This is a genomic window from Delftia sp. WSY_16 (assembly GCF_043104415.1).
GTDB classification, from domain to species: Bacteria; Pseudomonadota; Gammaproteobacteria; order Burkholderiales; family Burkholderiaceae_C; genus Comamonas; species Comamonas tsuruhatensis.
Genome location: NZ_JBICKS010000033.1, coordinates 1 through 22,026, shown reverse-complemented (window position 1 = coordinate 22,026; position 22,026 = coordinate 1). Strand labels below are relative to the sequence as shown.

The window sequence follows — 22,026 nt, the reverse complement described above, 5'->3', positions numbered from 1 at the left end:
TCACTCCGCCGTGAGCTTTCGCTCCTTGACCAGCCTGCCCCACTGCTCGTACTCCTTCTTCATGAAGGCCGCGAACTCGGCGCGCGTGGTGGGCTGGGGGGTGAGGCCGTGCTTGTTCAGCGCGTCCTTGACGCCGGGGTCATTGAGTACCTTGACGATCTCGGTGTTCCAGCGGTCCAGCATCGGCTTGGGCGTCTTGCCCGGTGCCACGAAGGCATACCAGTTCAGTGCCTCGAAGCCGGGATAGCCGGCTTCGGCCACCGTGGGGATGTCGGGCATGTACGCCGGGCGCGTGAGGCCCGTGGTGGCCAGCGGGATCAGCTTGCCGGCCTCGATGTGGGGCAGGGCCGTGGGCGGCGCTGCGAAGTAGCTGGTCACGCGCTCGCCCAGCAGGTCCTGCAGCGCGGGCGCGCCGCCCTTGTAGGGCACGTGCACCATGTCGATGCCCGCGCGCTGGTTGAACAGCTCGCCTGCCAGGTGGGAGGCCGAGCCCGCGCCCGTCGAGGCGTAGTCCACCGTGCCCGGGTTCTTCCTGGCCTTGGCCACGAACTCGGCCAGGGTCTTCACGCCCGCGCCCTTGTGCACCACCAGCACGTTGGGAAAGTTCACGCCGCCCGAGATGGGCGCCAAGTCCTTGAAGGGGTCGTAGGGCAGCTTCATCAGGTGCGGCGCAATGGTCAGCGGCCCCACCGAGCCGAACAGCAGCACCGAGCCGTCGGCCGCCGCATTGGCCACCTGCTGGTGGGCGATGTTGCCGCCCGCGCCGCCCTTGTTCTCCACCACCACGCTCTGGCCGATGTTCTCGCCCAGCTTCTTGGCGATCAGGCGCGCGGCCGCATCGGCAGCGCCGCCAGCGGCGAAGCCCACGACCAGGGACACGGGCTTCTTGGGAGGAAAGTCCTGGGCCTGCGCACTGGCGGCCAGTGCGAGCAGGGAGGCGGCCAGGGCGGTGGCGTGGAGGAAGTTGCGCTTGTTCATCATGGGGTTGTCTCCGTCATTGGCTGGGAATCGGGGCGGATGCGGCTAGTCGGCGCCCAGCCCGATGGGGCTGGGCTGGCGCTTTTCGGTGTTGTGGCGCAGCAGGGATGCCGTGCGGAACACGCCGTGCGCGAACTTGCCGTAGGGCAGGGTGGCGAACAGGGCGATCACCGCGCCCAGGTGCAGGCACAGCAGCAGGGCCAGGGCCGGCGTGCCGCGGCCCAGCCACAGCGCCATGCCGCTGGCCGCGACCAGGAACAGCAGGGCGATGAAGCCCAGGTCCATGGGTTTCTGGCGCGCGTCGCCATGCAGCGGGTGGCGCCTGCGGTTCAGGTGCCACAGGCCTGCGGTGCCCAGCATGAGGCTGGTGCCGCCCACGGCGCCCAGCAGCTTGGGCAGGCTGGGGAATTCGTAGGGCGCGGCCCAGCCGAACACGTAGTGGTAGATCGTGGCCAGCGCCGTGGCCGCAAAGCACAGCATGAATCCGTAGAAGGTCAGGTGGTGAAAGCGCCTGCGGCTCAGGGTGTAGGCTTCGTCGTCGTTGTGGCAGCCTTCGCCGTGGCCGCCGTCCAGGTATTTGAGGCGCAGCACGTCGTGCGCGGCCTCGGCCGCCGCTGGCGTGCCCACGTCCACGCCGCCGGTGGCGGGCTTGACGTCCTTCCAGAAGCGGCGCACGCCCATGGCCAGCGCCAGCACCACGAACAGGAACACGGGCGCGAAGATGCCCACCAGCAGGTTGTGCGGGAACAGGTTGTAGAAGTTGGCGCCCAGGTCGGCGCCCCACAGCCGGCCCGGGCCGCCCTGCAGGGCCACGGCCAGCACCAGGAACAGCGACAGGCCTGCGGCCAGGGCCAGCGACAGCGTGAGCCCGTTCCTCTGGTACAGGCGCCCCAGGGCGGGCGGCCAGGCGTAGTCGGCATAGGTCTGGCCGCGCACCTCGGCCATGGCCTTGGGGATGTTGATGGCGAACTCGTGCGGCGGCGCGTACTGGCAGGCATGCAGGCAGGCGCCGCAGTTGTGGCACAGGTTGGCCAGGTAGTGCACATCGGCCTTGCCGAACTCCAGGCGCCGCGTCATGGCCGGGAAGACCGCGCAAAAGCCTTCGCAGTAGCGGCAGGCGTTGCAGATCTGCAGGGCACGCGCCACCTCGCCTTCGGCGGCCGTTTCGGTGGAGACCGGCAGGATGGGGATGATCCGGCCTGCGGCCAGGTCCTGGGCTTCTTGGGCCAGGGCGCTAATTGTGTTTTGCATATGTGTCGTCCATGGGGTTGGCTTGCCGCCCGCAGCGCTTGAAGTAGGCCTGCTCCTGACCAGGGACAGCGAGCAAGGGCCGCCCCGCAGCGAGGCTGTCGTCCCCCTTGGGGGATGGCGCGCAGCGACTCAGGGGGGTCTTCATCTCACTGCGCCGCGCACGGCGGGTTGTCCGGCGGCGGCAAGGGCCGCGTTGCGGCCCGCGATGCGGCCGAAGGCCGTGCCGATGGACATGCCCACGCCGGCCGTATAGCCCTTGCCCAGCACGTTGCCGGCCATCATTTCGCCGGCCACGAACAGGTTGGTGCTGGGCTGGCCGGCAAAGCGCACGGCCGCCGTGTCGTCGGTCTCCAGGCCCAGGTAGGTGAAGGTCACGCCGGGGCGCAGCTGGTAGCCGTAGAAGGGCGCCGTGTCGATGGGGCGGGCCCAGTGGGTCTTGGCGGGGGCCAGGCCCTCGGTATGGCAGTCGTCCAGCGCCGTGTGGTCGAAGTGGCCGACGCGGCAGGCGCCGTTGTAGGCATCCAGGGTCTGCATGAAGCGGTTTTCGTCCAGGCCCAGCTTGCGTGCCAGCTCGGGCAGGGAGTCGGCGCGCACGCCCGGGAAGACCGGCGGCATGAAGCGGCCTATGGCCTTGGCGTCGATGACGGACCAGGCGGTCTGGCCCGGCTGCTGGGCCACCAGGCGGCCCCAGATGGCATAGCGCTTGGGCCAGAAGTCCTCGCCCTCGTCATAGAAGCGCTCGGCCTCGCGGTTGACCACCACGCCCAGCGAGACGCAGTCGATGCGCGTGCAGATGCCGCCGTCGTACAGCGGCGCGCGCGCATCGATGGCCACCATGTGGGCCTGGGTGGGGTCGCCGATGCGGTCGGCGCCATGGTCTTCGAGCAGGTGGCGCAGCAGCACGCCGCGGTTGAAGGCCGTGCCGCGGATCAGGAAGTTGTCGGACGGCCACTCGCCGCGCGCGTTCTGCCCCCATGCCTCGCGCAGCCACTCGCGGTTGGACTCGAAGCCGCCCGCCGCCAGCACGCAGGTCTTTGCGGTGATGCGCTGCGCGCCCACCCAGGCGGCCTTGAACTCGCCGTCCTCGATCTCCAGCCGGTCCACGGGCGACGCGTAGCGCACCTGCACGCCCAGCCGTTCGGCGCTGCGGTAGTAGGCATTGACCAGGGCCTTGCCGCCGCCCATGAAGAAGGCATTGGTGCGCGCCACGTGCAAAGCGCCCGACAGCGGCGGCTGGAAATGCACGCCGTGGCGGCGCATCCAGTCGCGGCAGGTGGAGGAGGCGCGGATCACCATGCGCGCCAGGTGCTCGTTGGTGATGCCGCCCGTGACCTTGAGCAGGTCCTGCCAGAACTCCTCTTCGGGGTAGGCCTCGACCAGCACGTCCTGGGGCGCGTCGTGCATGCAGCGCAGGTTGCGCGTGTGGCCGGAATTGCCGCCGCGCCAGTCGCGCGGCGCCGCCTCCAGCAGCAGCACGCTGCGGCCTGCCTCGCGCGCCATCAGGGCCGCGCACAGGGCGGCATTGCCGCCGCCTATGACCAGGACATCGGGGTCCATGGAGTTCTCCTTGCATTCGCCATCGTGGGGATTGCGAATGTAGGGAGAACGCAGCGCGGCGGGCAGGGGCCCGCCGGCATGGGGGTATCAGTCTTCGTGATGGATGAGGGCCGTGCCGGCCCAGGCGCCGCCGCGCAGCAGCTGGCGCACGCAGTCGATCAGCACCACGCGCGCGGCCAGGGCGGCGGGCGACAGCTCATCCTCGGACAGGCTGCACAGCAGGTTGGTGCGCAGGGCATCTTTGTCCGTGATACGCGACCACTCGAAGCGCTGCGCGGCATCGGCATAGCGGCCCATGGAGGCCCAGGGCTGCACCGTGCTGCCCAGGCCCGCATCCACGGCCGCCATGACCATGGACAGCGAATCCACCTCCAGCACCAGATGCGGCGTGAAGCGCGCCTGCGAGAAGGCCGTGTCCAGCGTGCTGCGCAGGCCGTGCAGGCCCGTGGGCAGGATCAGCGATTCGCCGGCCAGGTCGGCCAGCGCCATCTGCGGCGGCAGCGGCTCGGGGTGGTGGCCGCGCGCGCGGATCAGGAACAGCTCTTCCTCGATCAGCGGGTGCACCTGCCAGCGCCGCCCGCCTGCGCGGGCCTGACCGCCGTGCAGGCGGGCGTCGAACAGCACGGCCATGTCCAGCGCGCGCGCATTGAGCATGTCGGTCAGGTGGCCTGACATGCCCTCCACCATGTGCAGGCGCACATCGGGGTAGCGCGCGCGCATGGCCTGCATCATGGGCAGGCCCAGCATGGCCGAGGTGGTGGGCGCCAGGCCCACGCTGACCGAGCCCGACAGCCGCGCCTGCTGCGCGCTGCGCACGGCCTGCTCGGCATGGCGCAGCGTGAGCTGGGCCTCGCGGAAGAAGGCCACGCCCGCCTCGGTGGGCACCACGCCGCGCGGCGTGCGCTGCAGCAGCCGGGTGGACAGCTCGCTTTCCAGACGGCTGACCTGCTGGCTCAGCGCGGACTGGACCATGTCCAGGTCCAGGGCGGCGCGGCTCATGGAGCCCAGTTCGACGATGCGGACGAAGTAGCGGAGTTGTCTCAGTTCCATGGGGGCGGCGCTTGTGGTGTGCAGCGCCGATTGTCGGTGCAGACCGGGGCTTGGCCTCAGATGCCGCGCGGCAGCAGGGCCGCCAGGGCCTCGCCTATCGAGCGCGCAATCAGCTTCTGGCGCTCGCCGGGCATGCGCTCCAGCGTGGAGGCCACGCTGACGGCGGCCACGGGCTCGCCTTCGGCATTGCGCACCGCCATGCCCACGGCCAGCACGCCGCGCGTGGCGTGGTTGCCGATGACGGACCAGCCGCGCTGGCGCGTGGCCTTCACCAGCAGGGCCATGCGTTCGGGCGTCATGCCGCCGTACTGCTCCAGCACGGGCGCGTTGGCTGCCATCGCGGCCTGCACCTCGGCATCGGGCAGGGCGGCCAGCAGGGCCAGTCCCGCCGCTCCCACACCCAGCGGCTGGCGCGTGCCCACCTGGATCACCAGGATCTGCACCGGATGCGTGCCCACATGGCGGGCGATGCAGTGCGATGCCGCGCCTTCGCGCACGATGGCAAAGGCCGCGTCCGCGCAGCCCGCGCTCACGCGCTCCAGCACGGGCTGCAGCCGCACGGCCATGTTGGGCTGGCCTGCGCTGGCGGCCGTGGCCGCCAGCCGGTGGCCGGCCGCATAGCCGAAGCGCCCCCTGTGCGCCACATAGCCGCTGTCCACCAGGGTGGACAGCAGGCGGTACACCGTGGCGCGCTCCAGCCCCGTGGCGCGGCACAGGTCGGCGACGCGCAGGCCCTCGCGGCCAGCGGCCAGCACGGCGTCCAGCACCTGCAGGCCACGGCGCAGGGTGCGGCTGCCGGCATCGTCGGCGGAGACTGGAATGTCCGCTGGCCGGACGTTTGGATTGGTGCTGCGCGAAGGCATGGAAAAGAATTTCCCGGTGATTGCAGGCAGGGCAGAAAAGGGCCTGCGTGCAGCGCGCAGTGTGCCGCAGGCCGTCGAAAGCCCACACAGGCAGACATGAGCAGACATCAGCGGACATCAGAACGATCACCTGGAGACAAGACATGACAACCCCTGCCCGTTTCAATCCTTGGGCGCGCCGGCGCCTGCTGGCCTGTTCCTTCACCTGCGCACTGGCCGGCATGGCCGCCGCGACCGTCGCGACCGTGGCGTTGGCGCCCGCGCCCGTGCTGGCGCAGCCGGCGGCCTGGCCGGCCCGGCCCGTGCGGCTCGTGGTGGGCTATGCGGCCGGTGGCGCCACCGACGCGATCGCACGCCTGGTGGCCGCCCGGATGGGCGAGCAGCTGGGCCAGAGCGTGGTGGTGGACAACCGCACGGGCGCCAACAGCAATGTGGGCGCCGAGGCCGTGGCGCGGGCGCCTGCGGACGGCTACACGCTGTATGTCTACACCATTGCCAACACCATCAATGCCTCGCTCTACCCCCGGCTCGGCTATGACCCGGTCAAGGACTTCGAGCCCATCGGCCTGATCGCCAAGATTCCCAACATCCTCGTGGTCAACCCGCGCCTGCCCATACAGAACGTGGCCGACTATGTGCGCCATGCCCGGCAGAGTGCGCAGGGCATCAGCTTCGCCTCGTCGGGCAGCGGCTCGTCGATCCACCTGTCGGGCGAGATGTTCCGTCAGCTGTCGGGCCTGCGCATGCTGCACGTGCCCTACCGGGGCAGCGCACCGGCCATCACCGACCTGCTGGGCGGGCAGGTGGATTCCATGTTCGACAACGCGCCCTCGGCCCTGCCCCACGTGCAGGCCGGCAAGCTGCGCGCGATCGCCATCACCAGCGCCCGGCGCTCGGCGCTGCTGCCCGATGTGCCCACGCTGGCGGAGTCGGGCTATGCGGGCTTCGACGTGCAGTCCTGGTTCGGCCTGGCCGCCCCTGCGGGCACGCCGCCCGCCGTGATCGAGCGCCTGAACCATGCCCTGAATACCGCCCTGGCCGCACCCGAGCTGCGCCAGCGCCTGGGCGAGATGGCCGCCACGCCCGAGCCCGGCACCCCGGCGCAGATGCGCAGCTTTGCGGCGTCGGAGATCAAGCGCTGGCGCGAGGTGGTCAAGGCCTCGGGCGCCACCGCCCAGTAGTTCGACACACGTTCGGCACAAGCTCGACACAACCGCACCACGAGGAGACGACCCCCATGCAACCCATTGATTTTTTCTGGCGCGCGGCCGAACGCTGGCCGCAGCGCATCGCCATCGACGCGCCGGGCGGCTGCATCCGCTATGACGCGCTGGCCCGCAAGGTGGCCGCGCTGGCGGCCGGCCTGCAGGCGCTGGAGCCCGCCGTGCAAAGCCGCGTGGGCATCTGCGCGGGCAACAGCGCAGACCATGTCGCCGCCCTGCTGGCGGTGATGGCCAGCGGCAAGGTCTGGGTGCCGCTCAATCCCAAGAGCACGCAGTCCGAGGTGCGCCGCATCATCGATGCCACCGAGCCCTCCATCGTGCTGTGCGATGCGGGCGGCGCTGCACTGGTGCAAGGGGCGCCGGGCATCCACCTGGTGCTGGGCGAGGGCACGGCGGCGCTGGAGCAGGCGAACAGTGGCGCCGTTCCCGTGGGGCCCGACCTGCCCGCCGATGCCATCCAGGCCATCAAGTTCACGGGCGGCACCACGGGCCTGCCCAAGGGCGTGATGCAGCCCTGCCGCGCCTGGATGGCCGGCATTGCCAACCAGATCCAGGCCTGGGGGTTCGATGAGCATGACCGCTACGTCATGGCCGCGCCCATCACGCATGGCACGTCCACCTACCTGCTGCCCATCCTGGCGCAGGGCGGCTGCCATGTGCTGCTCGACGGTGCGGGTGCCGAGGCCGTGCGCAGCGCCTTTGCCCTGCGCGGCGGCACCGTGTGCTTCATGCCGCCCACCCTGATCTACATGCTGATGGCGCTGCCGGGCGCCAGCCGTGCGGACTTCCCCGCCCTGCGCCGCCTCATCTACGGCGGCGCCGCCATGCCGCCGGAGAAAATCCGCCAGGTGCGCGCCTTCTTCGGCCCCGTGCTGGCCACCACCTATGGCCAGACCGAGGCGCCGCAGATCCTCACGGCCATGCGGCCCGAGGACTTCGAGGACGAAGGCCTGTGGACCTCCGTGGGCCGGACCACCTGGTTCAGCGACCTGGCCATCATGGCGCCCGACGGCCGCCTGCTGCCCCGGGGCGAGGTGGGCGAGGTCGTGGCGCGCGGCGATCTGCTGATGAGCGGCTACTGGCGCCTGCCCGGCAAGACGGCCGAGACCCTGGTGAACGGCTGGCTGCACACGGGGGACCGGGGCCTGATCGATGCGCAGGGCTACCTGCACCTCAAGGACCGCCTGAAGGACCTGGTCATCACGGGCGGCTTCAACGTCTATCCCGTGGATGTGGAAAACGCCCTGGGCCAGCACCCGGCCGTGCACGAGTGCGTGGTCTTCGGCATCCCCGACGACCATTGGGGCGAGGCCGTGCAGGCCGCCGTGCAATTGCGCGCCGAACTGCGCCCCGACCAGCGGCCGGACGAGGCCGAACTGATCGCCTTCGTGCGCCAGCGCCTGGGCCCCGTGCAGACACCCAAGCGCATCCACTTTCACGCCAGCCTGCCGCGCTCGCCCGTGGGCAAGCTGCTCAAGACGGCCGTGCGCGAGCTTGCGCTGGCACCTCGTTGATCCCGCACACCATCACAAGGAGACCCTGGCCATGGCCACGCACCAACCCCCCGTCACCCGCCTGTGCACCCACACCCTCACCAGCCTGCATTACCGCGATGCCGACCTGGTCGAGGACCTGATGGGCAAGAAGACCTTCACCGAGGTGATGCTGATGCAGATCCTGGGCCGAACGCCGCGCCCCGTGGACCTGCGCATCGCCGATGTGGTGCTCATCGTGCTCATGGAGCATGGCCTCACGCCCAGCGCCATCGCCACGCGCCTCATCTACATGAGCGCGCCCGAGAACCTGCAGGGCGCCGTCTCGGCCGGCCTGCTGGCCGTGGGCAGCTCCTTCGTGGGCACCATGGAGAACTGCGCCGCGCTGCTCGACCGCATCGCCGCCGCCGCCGACCCCGAGGCCGAGGCCCGCGCCATCGCCCGGCACCACAAGGCGTTGAAAAGCCCCGTGCCCGGCTTCGGCCACCACCTGCACAAGCCCGTGGACCCGCGCGCCTACAAGCTGCTGGACATGGGCCGCGCCGAACCCGAACTGGCGGGCAGCAGAATCCGCGCGCTCGAAACCCTGTCCGCCGCCGTGGACGCCGCAGCGGGCCGGCCCATCACCATCAATGCCACGGGGGCCGTGGCCGCCCTGCTGGGCGAGATCGGCGTGCCCACGGCCGTGATGCGCGGCTTTGCCGTGATCTCGCGGGCGGCCGGGCTGGTGGCGCATGTGGTGGAGGAGCAGCAAAGCCCGTCGGGCCGGTTCATCTGGGAAACCGTGGAGGAGGCCATCCCCTACGCGGGGCATGCAGTTTCCGCGAACGCTGCGTGAAGCAATGACCGATGGACCACCGCGCGCCATGCCGCGAGCATGGAGTCCATGCAACAAACCCATGGATTGTCCGGCGCCCTCGACGGCCTGCGCGTGGTGGACCTGTCCCGCATCCTGGCGGGACCCTGGTGCACCCAGAACCTTGCCGACCTGGGCGCATCGGTGCTCAAGATCGAGCGTCCCGGCACGGGCGACGACACGCGCGCCTGGGGCCCGCCCTTCGTGCAGGCGCCCGGTGGCGAGGCCGTGTCGGCCTACTTCCTGTCCTGCAACCGCGGCAAGCAGTCGGTGGCGCTGGACTTCACCGAGCCGGCCTCGCATGCCTGGCTGCTGCGCCAGATCCGCGATGCCGACGTGCTGGTGGAAAACTACAAGGCCGGCGCCCTGGCGCGCCACGGCCTGGACTATGCGGCGCTGGCCGCCATCAACCCCGGGCTGATCTACCTGTCGATCACGGGCTTCGGCCAGAGCGGCCCTTTTGCGCACAAGCCCGGCTACGACTATGTGTTCCAGGGGCTGGGCGGCCTCATGGGCTACACGGGCGTGGCCGATGGCGAGGAGGGCGCGGGCCCGCTGCGCACGGGCGTGGCCGTGGTGGACCTGATGACGGGCATGTATGCCACCAGCGCCGTGCTGGCGGCCGTGGTGCAGCGCCAGCGCACGGGGCGCGGCCAGCACATCGACCTGGCGCTGCTGGACGTAGCCGTGGCCATGAATGCCAACCAGGCGGCCAACTACCTGGTCAGCGGCGAGAACCCGCGCCGCACGGGCAACGCCCATCCCAATTGCGCGCCCTACGAGGTGTTTGCCTGCGCAGACGGGCATTTCATCCTGGCCATCGGCAATGACGGGCAGTTCGCCGCCCTGTGCTCCGTGCTGGGCACGGACTGGCACCTGGACGCGCGCTTTGCCACCAATGCCGCGCGCCTGACCGGCATGGCGCAGCTGCGCCCGCTGCTGCGCGCGGCGCTGGGCCGCTGGCCGCTGCAGGCCCTGACCGATGCGCTGGACACCGCCCAGGTGCCCTGGGGCTGCATCAACACCATGGAGCAGGTCTTCGCCCATCCGCAGGTGCGGCACCGCCAGATGCTGCAGACGGTGGAGCACCCGCAGCTGGGCACGCTGAGGCTGGTGCGCAACCCCATGGTGCCGGCCGGCAGTGGTGCCCAGGTGCCGCCGCCGCCCGTGCTCGGTGCGGCGCCGCAGGACCTCTGAATCCCTAGACATCGACAAGCCAAGAAGGAGACAAGGATGACGAAACGCATGAAAGCACTGAAGGCCGCCGTGGCAGCCGCCGCGCTGGCGGGGATGCCGCTGGCATATGCAGCGGGGGCAGGAAGCTATCCCGAGCGGCCCGTACGCCTGGTCGTGCCCTATGCGGTGGGCGGCGCCACCGATGTGATCGCGCGCGTGGCGGCCCGCTACCTGGGCGAGACGCTGGGCCAGGCCGTGGTGGTGGAAAACCGCCCCGGCGCGGGCGGCAGCACGGGCTCGGCCTATGCGGCCAAGCAGCCGGCCGACGGCTACACCCTGGTGATGATGGTGGAGAGCTCGCATGCGGTGAACCCCAACGTCTACGCCAAGCCCGCGTATGACCCGGTGAAGGACTTCACCCCCATCACCAACATCGCCAACGTGCCGGGCGTGATGGTGGTCAGCGCAGGCTCGGCCTACAAGAGCGCCAAGGACGTCAGCGACGCGGCGCGCGCCGCGCCGGGCAAGCTCAACTACGGCTCCTCGGGCAATGGCGGGCTCAGCCACCTGAGCGGTGCGCTGTTCGGCAGCACCACGGGCACCACCCTCACCCATGTGCCCTACAAAGGCCTGGGGCCGGCGCTCAACGACCTGATGGCGGGGCAGCTCGATGTGGTGTTCGACAACATGCCGTCTTCCGGTGCGCTGATCGCGGGCGGCCAGCTGCGTGCGCTGGCCGTGTCCAGCCCCGTGCGCCTTCCGGCCCTGCCGGGCGTGCCCACCTATGCCGAGGCCGGGCTCAAGCCCATGAACGACATGTCCTGGTACGGCCTGGGCGCGCCTGCCAGGCTCGATCCCGCCATTCTTGCCAGGCTCAGCGAAGCCATGCGCAAGACCTTGCAAAAGCCCGAGCTGATCAAGACCATAGAGCAGCAGGGCGCCGTCGTGGACTTCCAGGAGCCTGCGCAGTTCAGGCAGACGGTGGAGCGCTCCAACCGCGCCTGGTCCCAGCTGATCCGCGACATCGGATTCGAGAAACTTTGAGGAGATCTGCCGTGCATGCACAAGTGACCTTTCCCACCCCGCAGACCGCCGTGCTCACCATCACCGGCGGCGGGCCGCTGAACATCCTGGGCACGCCCGTGATCCGCGCGCTGACCGCGCAATTGGCCGAGCTGGCCGAGCGCCCCGATCTGCACTGCCTGGTGCTGCGCGGATCGGGCACGCGCGCCTTCGTGGCGGGGGCCGATATCCGCGAGATGGCGTCGCTCAACGTCGCCTCGGCACGCGCCTTCATCAGCGGGCTGCGCGACCTGTGCAACGCGGTGCGGCATTTCCCCGTGCCCGTGATCGCCAGGCTGCAGGGCCATACGCTGGGCGGCGGGCTGGAGCTGGCCATGGCGGCCGACCTGCGCATCGCGGCCGATGATGCCGTGGTGGGCATGCCCGAGGTCAAGGTCGGCATTCCCTCGGTGATCCACGCGGCCATGATGCCGGCGCAGATCGGCGGCACGCGCGCCAGCTGGCTGCTGCTCACGGGCGAGAACATCGGCGCCCTGCAGGCCGAGCGCTGGGGCCTGCTCAACGAATGCGTGCCCGGCGACCAGCTCGATGCGCGCATCGCGCAGATTGCCGAGGGGCTGGGCGGGATCGGCATCGAGGCGCTGCGCCAGCAAAAGCGCCTGCTGCGCCGCTGGGAGGGCATGGGCGTGGACTCGGCCATCACCGACAGCGTGGCCGAGTTCGGCGCGGCCTTCAACACGGGCGAGCCGCAGCACCACATGAATGCCTTCCTGGAGCGCAAGCAGGCCAAGGCCCAAGCCCAGCCCCAGCCCTGAACCTAGGCCTTGTCGGCCAGCCCTTTCAGAAAGCTGCGCAGCCGCTGCGCGGTGGGCGTCAGCGGCCGTTCGCTGGAGCGCACCAGCTGCAGCGGGCGCCGTGCCCAGGTTTCCTCCAGCGGCAGGCAGGCCACCGCATGCGCGGTGCCGAGCCTGCGGTAGATGCTGTGCGGAATGATGGCCAGGCCCACGCCCTGCGAGACCAGCCGCACGATGGAGGTGAAATCGTCCACGTGGATGCGGCAGCGCAGCGGCCGGCCATGGCGCTTGGCCAGCTCGCGCAGAAAGGCGTAGTTGCTGCTGGTCAGCGCCATGCCCACGAAGGCATGGGACAGGGTGTCGAAGAACCGGCAGGAAGGGCCTTCGCCGTCGTCTGGCCTCTCGCCCGGCTGGGGCACCAGCGGATGGCCGGGCGGGGCGATCACCACCAGGCGGTCCAGCGCAAAGGTCTCGCAGGCCACGGCGCCCGCCATGGGCTCGCCCGCGTAGACGCCCAGGTCGGCCTCGCCCTCGGCCACGCTGGCGGCAATCGTCTCGCTCGTCTGCTCGACCAGGGTCAGGTTCACCTCGGGAAAGGCGGTCAGGAACTCGCCGATGTGCGGGCCGATGAAGCCGTGCAGCGAGGAGCTGTTGGCCGCCAGCGTTGCCTTGCCCTGCAGGCTGCTGCCCAGCAGGGCGGCCTCGGCCTCCATGCCGTCGATGGCGGCGAACACGCCGCGCGCATGCTCGAGCATGGCGTGGCCTTCCTCGGTCAGCCGCATGCCCTTGTGCTCGCGCGTGAACAGCTGGCAGCCCAGGGCCTGCTCCAGGTTGCGCAGACGCTGGCTGGCGGCCGAGGGCGTCAGGTGCCGCGCCTGGCTGGCACGCGAGAGATTGCCGGCCTGGGCGATGGCCATGAACAGCTTCAGATCGGTCAGGTCGTAGCGCATGCGGGCGTTTCCTAGGGGGCAGGAGGGCCATTATTCCTGCTGGCGCAGGGCTGCAAAGCCCGTGGCGCGCAGCCTTTGAAGGGCGCTGGGATAATCGATGCCATGACTAAACACCGCGTCGTGGTGGGCCTGTCGGGCGGTGTGGACTCCGCTGTCACGGCCCATCTCCTCAAGCAACAGGGCCATGAAGTGGTCGGCATCTTCATGAAGAACTGGGAAGATGACGACGACAGCGAATACTGCTCGTCCAATGTCGATTTCGTCGATGCCGCCGCCGTGGCCGACGTGGTCGGCATCGAGATCGAGCATGTGAACTTCGCCTCCGAGTACAAGGACCGCGTCTTCGCCGAGTTCCTGCGCGAGTACCAGGCCGGCCGCACGCCCAACCCCGACGTGCTGTGCAATGCCGAGATCAAGTTCAAGGCTTTCCTGGACCACGCCATGCGCCTGGGCGCCGAGAAGATCGCCACGGGCCACTACGCCCGCGTGCGCCAGAACCCCGACACGCAGCTGTTCGAACTGCTCAAGGGGCTGGACCCGGCCAAGGACCAGAGCTACTTCCTGCACCGCCTCAACCAGGCCCAGCTGTCCAGGTCCATGTTCCCCGTGGGCGAGCTGAAGAAGACCGAGGTGCGCCGCATTGCCGAGGAGATCGGCCTGCCCAACGCGAAGAAGAAGGACTCCACGGGCATCTGCTTCATCGGAGAGCGGCCGTTCCGCGACTTCCTGAACCGCTACATCAGCAAGGAGCCCGGCAACATCCTCGACGACCGCAACCGCAAGCTGGGCAAGCATGTGGGCCTGTCGTTCTACACGCTGGGCCAGCGCTCGGGCCTGGGCATCGGCGGCGTCAAGGAAAAGGGCGCGCCGCGCGGCGGCGGCGACCATGAGCCCTGGTTCGTGGCGCGCAAGGAGCTGGACACCAACACGCTGCGCGTGGTGCAGGGCCATGACCATCCCTGGCTGCTGTCGCAGTCGCTGCTGGCCGACCAGGTCAGCTGGGTGGCCGGCCACGCGCCTGCCGAGGGCAAGGCCTACGGCTCCAAGACGCGCTACCGCCAGCCCGACTCGCCGGCCCTGATCTCGGGCGCCACGCCCGAGGGCTTCCGGCTGGATTTCCCCGAGCCGCAATGGGCCGTCACGCCCGGCCAGTCGGCCGTGCTCTACGACGGCGACGTGTGCCTGGGCGGCGGCATCATCGCGGCGGTGGATCCGCACTGATGCAGCACTGATGCGGCATTGATGCCGGGCAGGATGCGGCCCGTCGCGTTTTGCTATCGTCACGGGGGGCGGCACAACCGCCCCTTTTTCTTTTTCCTTTTGTTCTTCACGACAGCACCACAGGAGACCCCATGGCTTCATCGATTCTTGCGCGCCGGCATTTTCTGGGAGCGGCCCTTGGCGCCGTGGCCACGGCCGGATGCAACGGCGAGGTGTCCTGGGGCGACCCCATCGATCCGCCCGTGACGGACCGCGTCAAGCGTGCGCTCGATCAACTCGACGGCCAGGTGCGCGCGCAGATGCGGCGCACGGGCGTGCCCGGCGTGGCCGTGGCGGTCGTGCATGAAGGGCGCCTGGTCTATGCCCAGGGCATGGGCGTGCGCCGTCTGGGCTCGTCGCTGGCCGTGGATGCGGACACGGTGTTCCAGCTCGCCTCCGTCTCCAAGTCCGTGGGCGCCACCGTGGTGGCGCAGCAGGTGGGCCAGCGCCGCGTGTCCTGGGACACGCGCGTGCAGCAGGGCCTGCCCTGGTGGACGCTGGAGGATGCCGACGCGGCCCAGCGCATCACCGTGGGCGACATGTATGCCCACCGCTCGGGCCTGCCCGGCCAGGCCGGCGATGCGCTGGAGGAGCTGGGCTACAGCCAGCGCCAGATCCTGGAGCGCCTGCGCTACCTGCCGCTGCGGCCCGTGGGCACCCAGTACGCCTACAGCAACTTCGGCCTGACCACGGGCGCCGAGGCGGTGGCCGCCATCGCGGGCCAGTCCTGGGCCGCGCTGTCGCAGCAGGCCGTCTACGGCCCGCTGGGCATGACGCAGACCAGCTCGCTGTTTGCCGATTTCGAGGCGCGCGCCAACCGCGCGGCCGGCCACCTGCGCGTCAACGGCGTGTGGCAGACGGGGCCGGTGCGCCGGCCCGATGCGCAGTCGGCCGCCGGCGGCGTCAGCTCCACGGTGCGCGACATGGCGCGCTGGATGACCATGCTGCTGGACGAAGGCCGCTTCGAGGGCCGCCAGGTGGTCGATGCGCAGGCGCTGCGCACGGCGCTGTCGCCGCAGATGCTGCAGTCGCCGGCCGGCAACGGCGAGCCTGCGCGCTACTACGGCTTCGGCTTCAACGTGGGCGTGTCCGAGGCGGGGCGCACCACCTACAGCCACTCGGGTGCCTTCGGCACGGGCAGCGCGACCAGCTTCACCGTCATGCCCGAGCTCAAGCTGGGCATCGTGGTGCTGACCAACGGCATGCCCATCGGCGTGCCCGAGATCGTGGTCTCGCAGTTCCTGGACCAGGTCGAATGGGGCCGCCAGCGCCAGGACTGGGAGAGCATCTGGACCAAGCGGCTGGCACCCATCATGCAGCCGCATGGCGAGCTGGCAGGCAAGACCCGGCCCCCTTTCCCGCGCCCGCCCCGGCCGCTGGGCGCCTATGTGGGCAGCTACGCCAACCGCTTCTACGGACCGGCCCAGGTCAGCCTGCAGACGGGTGGCGGGGGGCTGCAGGTCAGCCTGGGTTCGCAGCGCATGCTGCTCAGCCACTGGGATGGCGAGGTCTTCAGCTTCGTGCCCGAGGGCGATTCGCCGGGCAGCCTGTCCAAGGCCACGTTCGACGGCAACCAGCTCACGCTGGAGTATTTCGACGATGTGCTGACCCCGGCCGGCGTCAGTGCGGGGATAGGGCGCTTTTCGCGCTGAGGGTGGCCTGCTCCGCGCCGTCGTGCAGGTGATCGCCGGGCACGGGCAGCCAGGCGGCCAGCACGGTGGCGCCGGGTTCTGAATCCATGTCCAGATGGCCGCCCAGGCGCTGCAGGCGCGCCTGCATGCTGCGCAGGCCCACGCCCATACCGGCCTGCTGCACGGCGGACACGTCAAAGCCTGCGCCGTCGTCGGTGATGCGCAGCATCAGCCAATGCGGCTCGGGCCACTGCAGCTGCACCTGCACGCACTGGGCGCGGCTGTGCTTGATCACATTGGCCAGCGCTTCCTCCAGCACGCGCGTCAGCGCCAGGCACTGCAGCGCACCGGGCGGCTGCGGCCAGGCGGCCGGCACCTGCCAGTCGGACTGCATGTCCAGCGCGTCGAACAGGCTGGCAAAGCGGTGGCGCAGCGGCGCGATCCAGGCCTGGGGCGTGTCCGGCACGGTGACGGAGACGCTGGTGCCGCTGTCGATCATCTGGCGCAGGTCGTCGCGCAGCAGCTTGAGCACGGACAGGAACTGGCGGTTGTGCATGGGGGTGCCGGCCTGCTCCACCATGGCGATGGAGCGGACCAGGGAGCCGCCCAGGCTGTCGTGCAGGTCGTGCGCCAGCTGCATCCGTTCCTGCAGCCGCGAGTGGCTGAGCGCCAGCGCATGCTCGCGCGCCAGCGTGCCGCCGAGCTCGTCGCAGGCACGCGCCACGCTGTCGGTCAGCTCCTGGTTGAACTGCTCGATGCGGCGCATGCTGAGCACGAACTGCCGGCCCAGCACCATGGACAGGGCCAGCATGGTCAGCGGTGCGGTATAGGGCATCCAGGGCGTGGCGGGGCCGATCACCTTCTTGAGCGCCAGCATGTCGTGCAGGCCCGCGCACAGGAAGACCAGCAGGCAGGCCGCGTAGACCAGGTGGCCCGGCTCGCGCGTGCGCCAGGCGTGCAGCGGAAAGTGCAGCGACACGGCCACGCAGATGCCGAAGTACACCAGGCCAATGTGCAGCACGCCGTCCACCAGCGACCAGGGCGCGAAGATGGCGGCGGCCATGCCGGCCAGCGTCAGCGCCCACAGCAGCTTTTCCAGCCGGGGCAGGTGCAGTTTTCCGAAGCGCCAGGTGAACAGGCAAAAGCTCTGGCCGAACAGCAAAAAGACCAGCAGGTTGCCGCGTGCCACGGCCAGGGTGTCGGGGAAGGGCCAGGCCTCGGTGGCCAGGATATTGGCCAGGAACAGCGCCCAGCAGAAGGCATTGAGCGCGTACCAGCCAAAGGCCTTGCTGGCGCGCCGCTGCAGCCAGGCAAAGGCGAACAGCACGCCCAGCACCAGCGAGACCACGATGTTCATGGCAAACAGCGTGCGCTGGTTCCACCAGGTCTGCGCGTGCCACTGGCGCAGCGCCTCGGGCTCGCCCAGGCGCACCTCGCCCAGGCCGGGCGTCTGCTCGGCCAGGCCGTGCACGCGTATCCACACGCTGTTGGTGCCCGCATGCAGGGCGGATTCGGGCAGCAGCCAAAAGCGCGGCATGTTCCAGCTGCGCGACAGGGGCTCGACCAGGTGCCGGTCGCGCCACAGCAGGTCGCCGTTCACGAAGACCTCGCCGGCCATGACCATGGAGTGCAAGGCCAGCGCCACGGGATCTGCGGCGGCGGTGGCAGAAGCGGCAGGGGGGTGAGCGCAGCCGCGCTGCCAGTCGATGCGGTACCAGACGGCGCCGCTGTAGCCGGGCCAGCGGTCCAGCCAGTGGTCGGGCAGGGTCACGTTGTGCCAGTCGCGTACCGCACTGGCGATGGGCGGCGGTCCCAGGCCTGCGGCCTTGGCGGACTGGATGGACAGGATCTGCGGCAGGCAGGCCTGGGCCAAGGCGCAGGGACTGCACAGGAGGACCGCCAGGCCCAGGGCCTGGCCCAGAGCGAAGTGCCGCACCGGGCCGAACCACCGGCGCCACCCGCCCATGGCCGTCAGCCCAGCAGGCCGCGCACGCGTGCCGTGTTGACGGCGCGCGTGCGCGAGGACACGGCCAGCTTGCGGTAGATGTGCTTGATGTGGCATTCCACCGTGTAGCGCGACAGGTGCAGCTGCTCGGCGATCTCGCGGTTGGTCAGGCCATCGGCCACCAGGCGCAGGATCTGGCTTTCGCGCGCGCTCAGCGTGGACTCGGTGCCGCTGCTCTCCGGCGTGGCCGGTGCCGCGCCCTGCAGCTCGGCGATCACGCGGCGCGCGATGAAGGGGTCGATGGGGGCGCCGCCGCGCAGCACGCTGCGGATGGACAGCGACACTTCCAGGTCGTCGCGTTCCTTGAGCACATAGCCGGTGGCGCCTGCGCGCAGCGCCGCGAGGATGGCGTCCTCCGTGCTCCAGGCCGAGATCACCAGGATGCCCACGGCCGGGTCTGCGCTGCGCATCTCGGCGATCAGGTCGATGCCGCTGCCGTCGGGCAGGCCCAGGTCCACCAGAGCCAGCGCCACGGGCTCGGCCAGGCAGGCGCGGGCCTGGGCCAGGGAGCCTGCGAACAGCAGGGCATCGGGCGTGTAGCCCAGCTGGCCCAGCACGGACTGCAGCCGCTGGCGGATCAGCGGCTCGTCCTCCACCACCAGCACCGGGGCCGGAAGCGTGGACTCTGGGACAAGCAGATGGGCGGGCATGGAAAAGGCGTGCGCAGCGGCGGGCGTAAAAAGGGGCAGGATGGCCGCCCGACTGTGGGCGAAGCCCGCATCTTTGCATATCCCTGAAAACTGGTAATCGCGGGGGCGCGCGCCGCTGCGCCGTCCATAATTCCGGCCCGGGCCGCACGGGCGGACCCTGGCAACGACACCTACCGAAAGGACGCCGCCGCATGGCACGCGTACGTGACCCTGCTGGCTACGATGGCCAGCGTGAAATGATCCTCTCCCACGCCGCCCAGCTGTTCGCGCAGCGCGGCTATGCGGGCACCTCCATGAACGAGGTGGCTGCGGCCTGCGGCGTCTCCAAGGCCACGCTCTACCACTATGTGCTCGACAAGCACGACCTGGCCGTGCGCATTGCCGAAGAGCATGTGCTGCGCCTCGAAGCCCTGGTCAACGACACCCTGCAGGCCCATGCCGATCCCGAGCAGCGCCTGCATGCGCTGATCCGCGGCTTCGGCCAGGAGTACGCCCAGGCCCAGAATGCCCACCGCGTGCTGACCGAGGACGTGCGCTTCCTGCGCGAGCAAGACCAGCAGCGCATCCTGGACGTGGAGCGCCGCGTGGTCGCGGCCTTTGCGCAGACCATTGCCCAGGTGCGCGGCGAGCCCGCCGACAGCGCCCTGGGCAAGCCCCTGGCCATGCTGCTGTTCGGCATGATCAACTGGACCTTCACCTGGCTCAAGCCGGGCGGCACGCTGGACCATGACGCCATTGGCACCATGGTGTCCCAGCTGTTCTTCGGCGGCGTGCGCGCGGTCAGCGTGCCGGACGCCAAGAAGCCGCGCAAGGCCCGCCAGGCCTAGGCTCGGCCCGGTCCATCACCACCTGCGCTGCACGACCACGAAGCGGTCGGCCACGAAGGCCAGCGTGGTGTAGCTGGCATTGGCCGCGGGATTGCCGCCCGTGGCATGGAAGTCGGAAAAACCGGCCGACTGGTTGACCATCACGCCCTGCGTGAGGTTGATGGACAGGGCCACGCGCGAGCGCAGCGCCGAGGCCGCCACGGCATCGACGAAGGCCGCATCCGTGGAGTACAGGCCCAGCGTCATCGCGCCATGCGCGCGCACGCTGCGCTCGGCCAGCTCGCGCGCGGCCTGGGCCGAGGGCACGGCCACCAGGTAGGAGACGGGGCCGAAGCATTCGCGCTCGTAGATGGCGGCGTCCGCCACGTCCAGCGCGCGCAGCGCGGGCGTGCGCACCTCGGCCTGCGGGTACTCGGGATGGGTGAGCTTTTGCGAGGCGCGCACGGCGCGGCCCACGGTGGCGGCCTGTTCCACGCGCTCCACGGTCTGCGCAGAGCCTATGGCGCCCAGCACGGTGAAGGCCACCTTGGGATCGGCCAGCAACTGGTCGATGGCGGCGGCCAGATCGGCGCCGACCTGCTCGAAGCTCTTGTGGCCCTGGTCAGTCTCTATGCCGCCGGCCGGAATCAGCAGGTTCTGCGTGGTGGTGCACATCTGGCCGCTGTACAGCGACAGTGACAGGGCCAGATTGCGCAGCATGCCTGCGTAGGCATCGGTGGACTCGATCACCACCAGGTTCACGCCGGCCATCTCGGCATACAGGCGTGCCTGCGGCGCGTTGGACTGCAGCCACTGGCCGAAGGCATTGCCGCCCGTGAAGTCGATGGAGGCCACGGCGGCGTGCGTGGCCAGGGCCTGGGCCAATTCGGGCTTGCCGCTCACGGCCAGGGTCACGAGGTTGGGGTCCAGGCCCTGCTCGGTCAGCACATCGCGCAGCACGCTCACGGTGAGCGCAGCAGGCAGCACGGCGTTGGGGTGGGGCTTGACGATCACGGGGTTGCCCGTGGCCAGCGCGGCGAACAGGCCCGGGTAGGTGTTCCAGGTCGGGAAGGTGGCGCAGCCGATGACCAGGGCCACGCCACGCCCCACGATCTCGAAGCGCTTGTGCAGCACGGCGGGCGCATGCTTGCCCTGGGGCTTTTCCCAGTCGGCCTCGGCAGGCACGTCGGCCATGGCCTTCCAGGCCACGGCAATGGCTTCCAGGGCGCGGTCCTGGGCATGGGGGCCGCCGGCCTGGAAGGCCATCATCGCGCCCTGGCCCGTGGTCAGCATCACGGCATGCGCGATCTCGAAGCTGCGCTGGTGGATGCGCGTCAGCGCCTCCAGCAGCACGCCGGTGCGGCCCTGGGGGCCCAGCGCCTGCCACGCAGGCTCGGCCGCCTGGGCCGCGTCCACCAGCGCCTGGGCATCGCACTCGGGATAGCGGATGTCCAGGGCCACGCCATAGGGCGATTGCTCGGTGGCCACGCGCGCGCGTTCACCGGGCTGGCGCAGCGGATAGTCCTTGCCGAACAGCGCCTGCACGGCGGCATGGCCCTGGGCCTGGGCGGTCTCGCCATACACCTTGGGCGAGGGCGCCTCGGGGAAGGGCGACCAGTGGCCCCGGCGGGACAGGGCCTGCAGCGCGTCGTCGAGCAGAGGGCGGTGGCGTTCGTAGAGGGCGTGGGCGGGCATGGGATGTCTCCTGGGTTGGAATGTGGCGTCGCTATCAGGGTTAGTACCGGACAACAAGCCTTGTTGCTCAAGAAAGCTGCATCTTATAATCCTACCGTCCGGTCGGTCAATTATTCTGAACCCCTTGCCTCACGACGCCAGAACCCCGATGAACAAAGACCTGCGCCCCGCCCCCGGCGAACTCGACCCCATCGAAACCGCCAGCCGCGACGAGATCGCCTCGTTGCAGCTGCAGCGCCTGCGCTGGTCGCTGCAGCATGCCTACGACAACGTGCCGCACTACCGCCGCGCCTTCGATGAGAAGGGCGTGCACCCCTCCGATCTGCGCACGCTGTCCGACCTGGCCCGCTTTCCCTTCACCACCAAGAAGGACCTGCGCGAGAACTACCCGTTCGGCATGTTCGCCGTGCCGCGCCAGAAGGTGGCGCGCGTGCATGCCTCCTCGGGCACCACGGGCAAGCCCACGGTCGTGGGCTACACGTTGAATGACATCGACAACTGGGCGAATCTGGTGGCGCGCTCCATCCGCGCGGCGGGCGGGCGGCCTGGCGACATGGTGCATGTGGCCTATGGCTACGGCCTGTTCACGGGCGGGCTGGGCGCGCACTACGGTGCCGAGCGCGCGGGCTGCACCGTGGTGCCCATGTCGGGCGGGCAGACCGAAAAGCAGGTGCAGCTGATCCAGGATTTCCGGCCCGACATCATCATGGTCACGCCCAGCTACATGCAGGTGATCGTGGAGGAGATGCAGCGCCAGGGGATGGA

General features: G+C 70.0%; 19 protein-coding genes. 10 read left to right on the top strand and 9 right to left on the bottom strand.

From position 1 onward, the window contains the following. The 5 genes from ACF8O7_RS17500 to ACF8O7_RS17480 form a co-directional block, all read right to left on the bottom strand. Window positions 1-981 carry a tripartite tricarboxylate transporter substrate binding protein gene (locus ACF8O7_RS17500; protein ID WP_016454008.1) on the bottom strand — a complete coding sequence of 327 codons (981 nt, stop codon included), beginning with the start codon at window positions 979-981 and terminating at the stop codon, window positions 1-3. A gap of 42 nt (window positions 982-1,023) precedes the next feature. After that, on the bottom strand, window positions 1,024-2,229 hold the full coding sequence (tcuB, locus tag ACF8O7_RS17495; protein ID WP_203400142.1) for a tricarballylate utilization 4Fe-4S protein TcuB: 1,206 nt from the start codon (window positions 2,227-2,229) through the stop codon (window positions 1,024-1,026). A 141-nt stretch (window positions 2,230-2,370) separates the two neighbouring features. After that, window positions 2,371-3,786: an FAD-dependent tricarballylate dehydrogenase TcuA gene (tcuA, locus tag ACF8O7_RS17490; RefSeq protein WP_203400141.1), complete on the bottom strand. Its 1,416-nt coding sequence runs from the start codon at window positions 3,784-3,786 to the stop codon at window positions 2,371-2,373. Between the two features lie 87 nt (window positions 3,787-3,873). Next, window positions 3,874-4,836, bottom strand: a complete 963-nt coding sequence (locus ACF8O7_RS17485) for a LysR substrate-binding domain-containing protein (protein WP_012202727.1) — start codon at window positions 4,834-4,836, stop codon at window positions 3,874-3,876. 56 nt (window positions 4,837-4,892) lie between these two features. Next, the gene (locus ACF8O7_RS17480; protein ID WP_013804645.1) at window positions 4,893-5,699 is read right to left on the bottom strand and encodes an IclR family transcriptional regulator; all 807 of its coding nucleotides are present in this window, start codon (window positions 5,697-5,699) and stop codon (window positions 4,893-4,895) included. Window positions 5,700-5,842: 143 nt separating this feature from the next. Here ACF8O7_RS17480 and ACF8O7_RS17475 point away from each other — a divergent pair, with 143 nt between their 5' ends. Genes ACF8O7_RS17475 through ACF8O7_RS17450 form a run of 6 tightly spaced genes read left to right on the top strand, consistent with a single transcriptional unit; the run spans window position 5,843 to window position 12,285 of the window. Further along, window positions 5,843-6,880 carry a tripartite tricarboxylate transporter substrate binding protein gene (locus ACF8O7_RS17475; protein WP_392443910.1) on the top strand — a complete coding sequence of 346 codons (1,038 nt, stop codon included), beginning with the start codon at window positions 5,843-5,845 and terminating at the stop codon, window positions 6,878-6,880. A 56-nt stretch (window positions 6,881-6,936) separates the two neighbouring features. Then, on the top strand, window positions 6,937-8,436 hold the full coding sequence (locus ACF8O7_RS17470; protein WP_392443908.1) for a class I adenylate-forming enzyme family protein: 1,500 nt from the start codon (window positions 6,937-6,939) through the stop codon (window positions 8,434-8,436). A gap of 31 nt (window positions 8,437-8,467) precedes the next feature. After that, window positions 8,468-9,253 carry a citryl-CoA lyase gene (locus tag ACF8O7_RS17465; protein WP_016449571.1) on the top strand — a complete coding sequence of 262 codons (786 nt, stop codon included), beginning with the start codon at window positions 8,468-8,470 and terminating at the stop codon, window positions 9,251-9,253. Between the two features lie 48 nt (window positions 9,254-9,301). Further along, window positions 9,302-10,468 (top strand): CaiB/BaiF CoA transferase family protein, encoded by a 1,167-nt coding sequence (locus ACF8O7_RS17460; RefSeq protein ID WP_392443906.1) that lies wholly within the window; start codon window positions 9,302-9,304, stop codon window positions 10,466-10,468. 36 nt (window positions 10,469-10,504) lie between these two features. Then, window positions 10,505-11,491 (top strand): tripartite tricarboxylate transporter substrate binding protein, encoded by a 987-nt coding sequence (locus tag ACF8O7_RS17455; protein ID WP_267179021.1) that lies wholly within the window; start codon window positions 10,505-10,507, stop codon window positions 11,489-11,491. Between the two features lie 11 nt (window positions 11,492-11,502). Further along, a complete protein-coding gene (locus tag ACF8O7_RS17450; RefSeq protein ID WP_267179022.1) occupies window positions 11,503-12,285 on the top strand; it encodes an enoyl-CoA hydratase in 783 nt (260 codons plus the stop codon). Between the two features lie 2 nt (window positions 12,286-12,287). Here ACF8O7_RS17450 and ACF8O7_RS17445 read toward each other — a convergent pair whose 3' ends face one another. Next, window positions 12,288-13,214, bottom strand: a complete 927-nt coding sequence (locus ACF8O7_RS17445) for a LysR substrate-binding domain-containing protein (protein ID WP_043791331.1) — start codon at window positions 13,212-13,214, stop codon at window positions 12,288-12,290. Window positions 13,215-13,316: 102 nt separating this feature from the next. Here ACF8O7_RS17445 and mnmA point away from each other — a divergent pair, with 102 nt between their 5' ends. Both mnmA and ACF8O7_RS17435 read left to right on the top strand, forming a co-directional pair. Continuing rightward, entirely contained in the window at window positions 13,317-14,435 is a 1,119-nt protein-coding gene (mnmA, locus tag ACF8O7_RS17440; RefSeq protein ID WP_065347090.1) for a tRNA 2-thiouridine(34) synthase MnmA, read from the top strand. Window positions 14,436-14,566: 131 nt separating this feature from the next. After that, window positions 14,567-16,126 (top strand): serine hydrolase, encoded by a 1,560-nt coding sequence (locus ACF8O7_RS17435; RefSeq protein WP_016449576.1) that lies wholly within the window; start codon window positions 14,567-14,569, stop codon window positions 16,124-16,126. Here the strand turns inward: ACF8O7_RS17435 and ACF8O7_RS17430 are convergent. Both ACF8O7_RS17430 and ACF8O7_RS17425 read right to left on the bottom strand, forming a co-directional pair. Then, window positions 16,095-18,071 (bottom strand): ATP-binding protein, encoded by a 1,977-nt coding sequence (locus tag ACF8O7_RS17430; protein ID WP_133072509.1) that lies wholly within the window; start codon window positions 18,069-18,071, stop codon window positions 16,095-16,097. The genes ACF8O7_RS17435 and ACF8O7_RS17430 overlap by 32 nt on opposite strands. Before the next feature lie 5 nt (window positions 18,072-18,076). Further along, a complete protein-coding gene (locus tag ACF8O7_RS17425) occupies window positions 18,077-18,760 on the bottom strand; it encodes a response regulator transcription factor (protein WP_013804635.1) in 684 nt (227 codons plus the stop codon). Between the two features lie 191 nt (window positions 18,761-18,951). Here ACF8O7_RS17425 and ACF8O7_RS17420 point away from each other — a divergent pair, with 191 nt between their 5' ends. Further along, complete coding sequence (locus tag ACF8O7_RS17420) at window positions 18,952-19,587, top strand: TetR/AcrR family transcriptional regulator (protein ID WP_280048623.1); 636 nt, start codon at window positions 18,952-18,954, stop codon at window positions 19,585-19,587. 15 nt (window positions 19,588-19,602) lie between these two features. Here the strand turns inward: ACF8O7_RS17420 and paaN are convergent, their stop codons facing one another. Beyond that, complete coding sequence (paaN, locus tag ACF8O7_RS17415; RefSeq protein WP_392443902.1) at window positions 19,603-21,261, bottom strand: phenylacetic acid degradation protein PaaN; 1,659 nt, start codon at window positions 21,259-21,261, stop codon at window positions 19,603-19,605. A 148-nt stretch (window positions 21,262-21,409) separates the two neighbouring features. On the opposite strand from paaN, the gene ACF8O7_RS17410 reads away from it, so the two are divergent. Beyond that, window positions 21,410-22,026 (top strand): AMP-binding protein (locus ACF8O7_RS17410; RefSeq protein WP_392443900.1); only part of this gene is annotated, 617 nt, incomplete at its 3' end.

Coding starts and splice junctions, on each gene's coding strand:
- ACF8O7_RS17500 (WP_016454008.1), bottom strand. CDS start 981: ATGATGAACAAGCGCAACTTCCTCCACGCCACCGCCCTGGCCGCCTCC.
- tcuB (WP_203400142.1), bottom strand. CDS start 2,229: ATGCAAAACACAATTAGCGCCCTGGCCCAAGAAGCCCAGGACCTGGCC.
- tcuA (WP_203400141.1), bottom strand. CDS start 3,786: ATGGACCCCGATGTCCTGGTCATAGGCGGCGGCAATGCCGCCCTGTGC.
- ACF8O7_RS17485 (WP_012202727.1), bottom strand. CDS start 4,836: ATGGAACTGAGACAACTCCGCTACTTCGTCCGCATCGTCGAACTGGGC.
- ACF8O7_RS17480 (WP_013804645.1), bottom strand. CDS start 5,699: ATGCCTTCGCGCAGCACCAATCCAAACGTCCGGCCAGCGGACATTCCA.
- ACF8O7_RS17475 (WP_392443910.1), top strand. CDS start 5,843: ATGACAACCCCTGCCCGTTTCAATCCTTGGGCGCGCCGGCGCCTGCTG.
- ACF8O7_RS17470 (WP_392443908.1), top strand. CDS start 6,937: ATGCAACCCATTGATTTTTTCTGGCGCGCGGCCGAACGCTGGCCGCAG.
- ACF8O7_RS17465 (WP_016449571.1), top strand. CDS start 8,468: ATGGCCACGCACCAACCCCCCGTCACCCGCCTGTGCACCCACACCCTC.
- ACF8O7_RS17460 (WP_392443906.1), top strand. CDS start 9,302: ATGCAACAAACCCATGGATTGTCCGGCGCCCTCGACGGCCTGCGCGTG.
- ACF8O7_RS17455 (WP_267179021.1), top strand. CDS start 10,505: ATGACGAAACGCATGAAAGCACTGAAGGCCGCCGTGGCAGCCGCCGCG.
- ACF8O7_RS17445 (WP_043791331.1), bottom strand. CDS start 13,214: ATGCGCTACGACCTGACCGATCTGAAGCTGTTCATGGCCATCGCCCAG.
- mnmA (WP_065347090.1), top strand. CDS start 13,317: ATGACTAAACACCGCGTCGTGGTGGGCCTGTCGGGCGGTGTGGACTCC.
- ACF8O7_RS17435 (WP_016449576.1), top strand. CDS start 14,567: ATGGCTTCATCGATTCTTGCGCGCCGGCATTTTCTGGGAGCGGCCCTT.
- ACF8O7_RS17430 (WP_133072509.1), bottom strand. CDS start 18,071: ATGGGCGGGTGGCGCCGGTGGTTCGGCCCGGTGCGGCACTTCGCTCTG.
- ACF8O7_RS17425 (WP_013804635.1), bottom strand. CDS start 18,760: ATGCCCGCCCATCTGCTTGTCCCAGAGTCCACGCTTCCGGCCCCGGTG.
- ACF8O7_RS17420 (WP_280048623.1), top strand. CDS start 18,952: ATGGCACGCGTACGTGACCCTGCTGGCTACGATGGCCAGCGTGAAATG.
- paaN (WP_392443902.1), bottom strand. CDS start 21,261: ATGCCCGCCCACGCCCTCTACGAACGCCACCGCCCTCTGCTCGACGAC.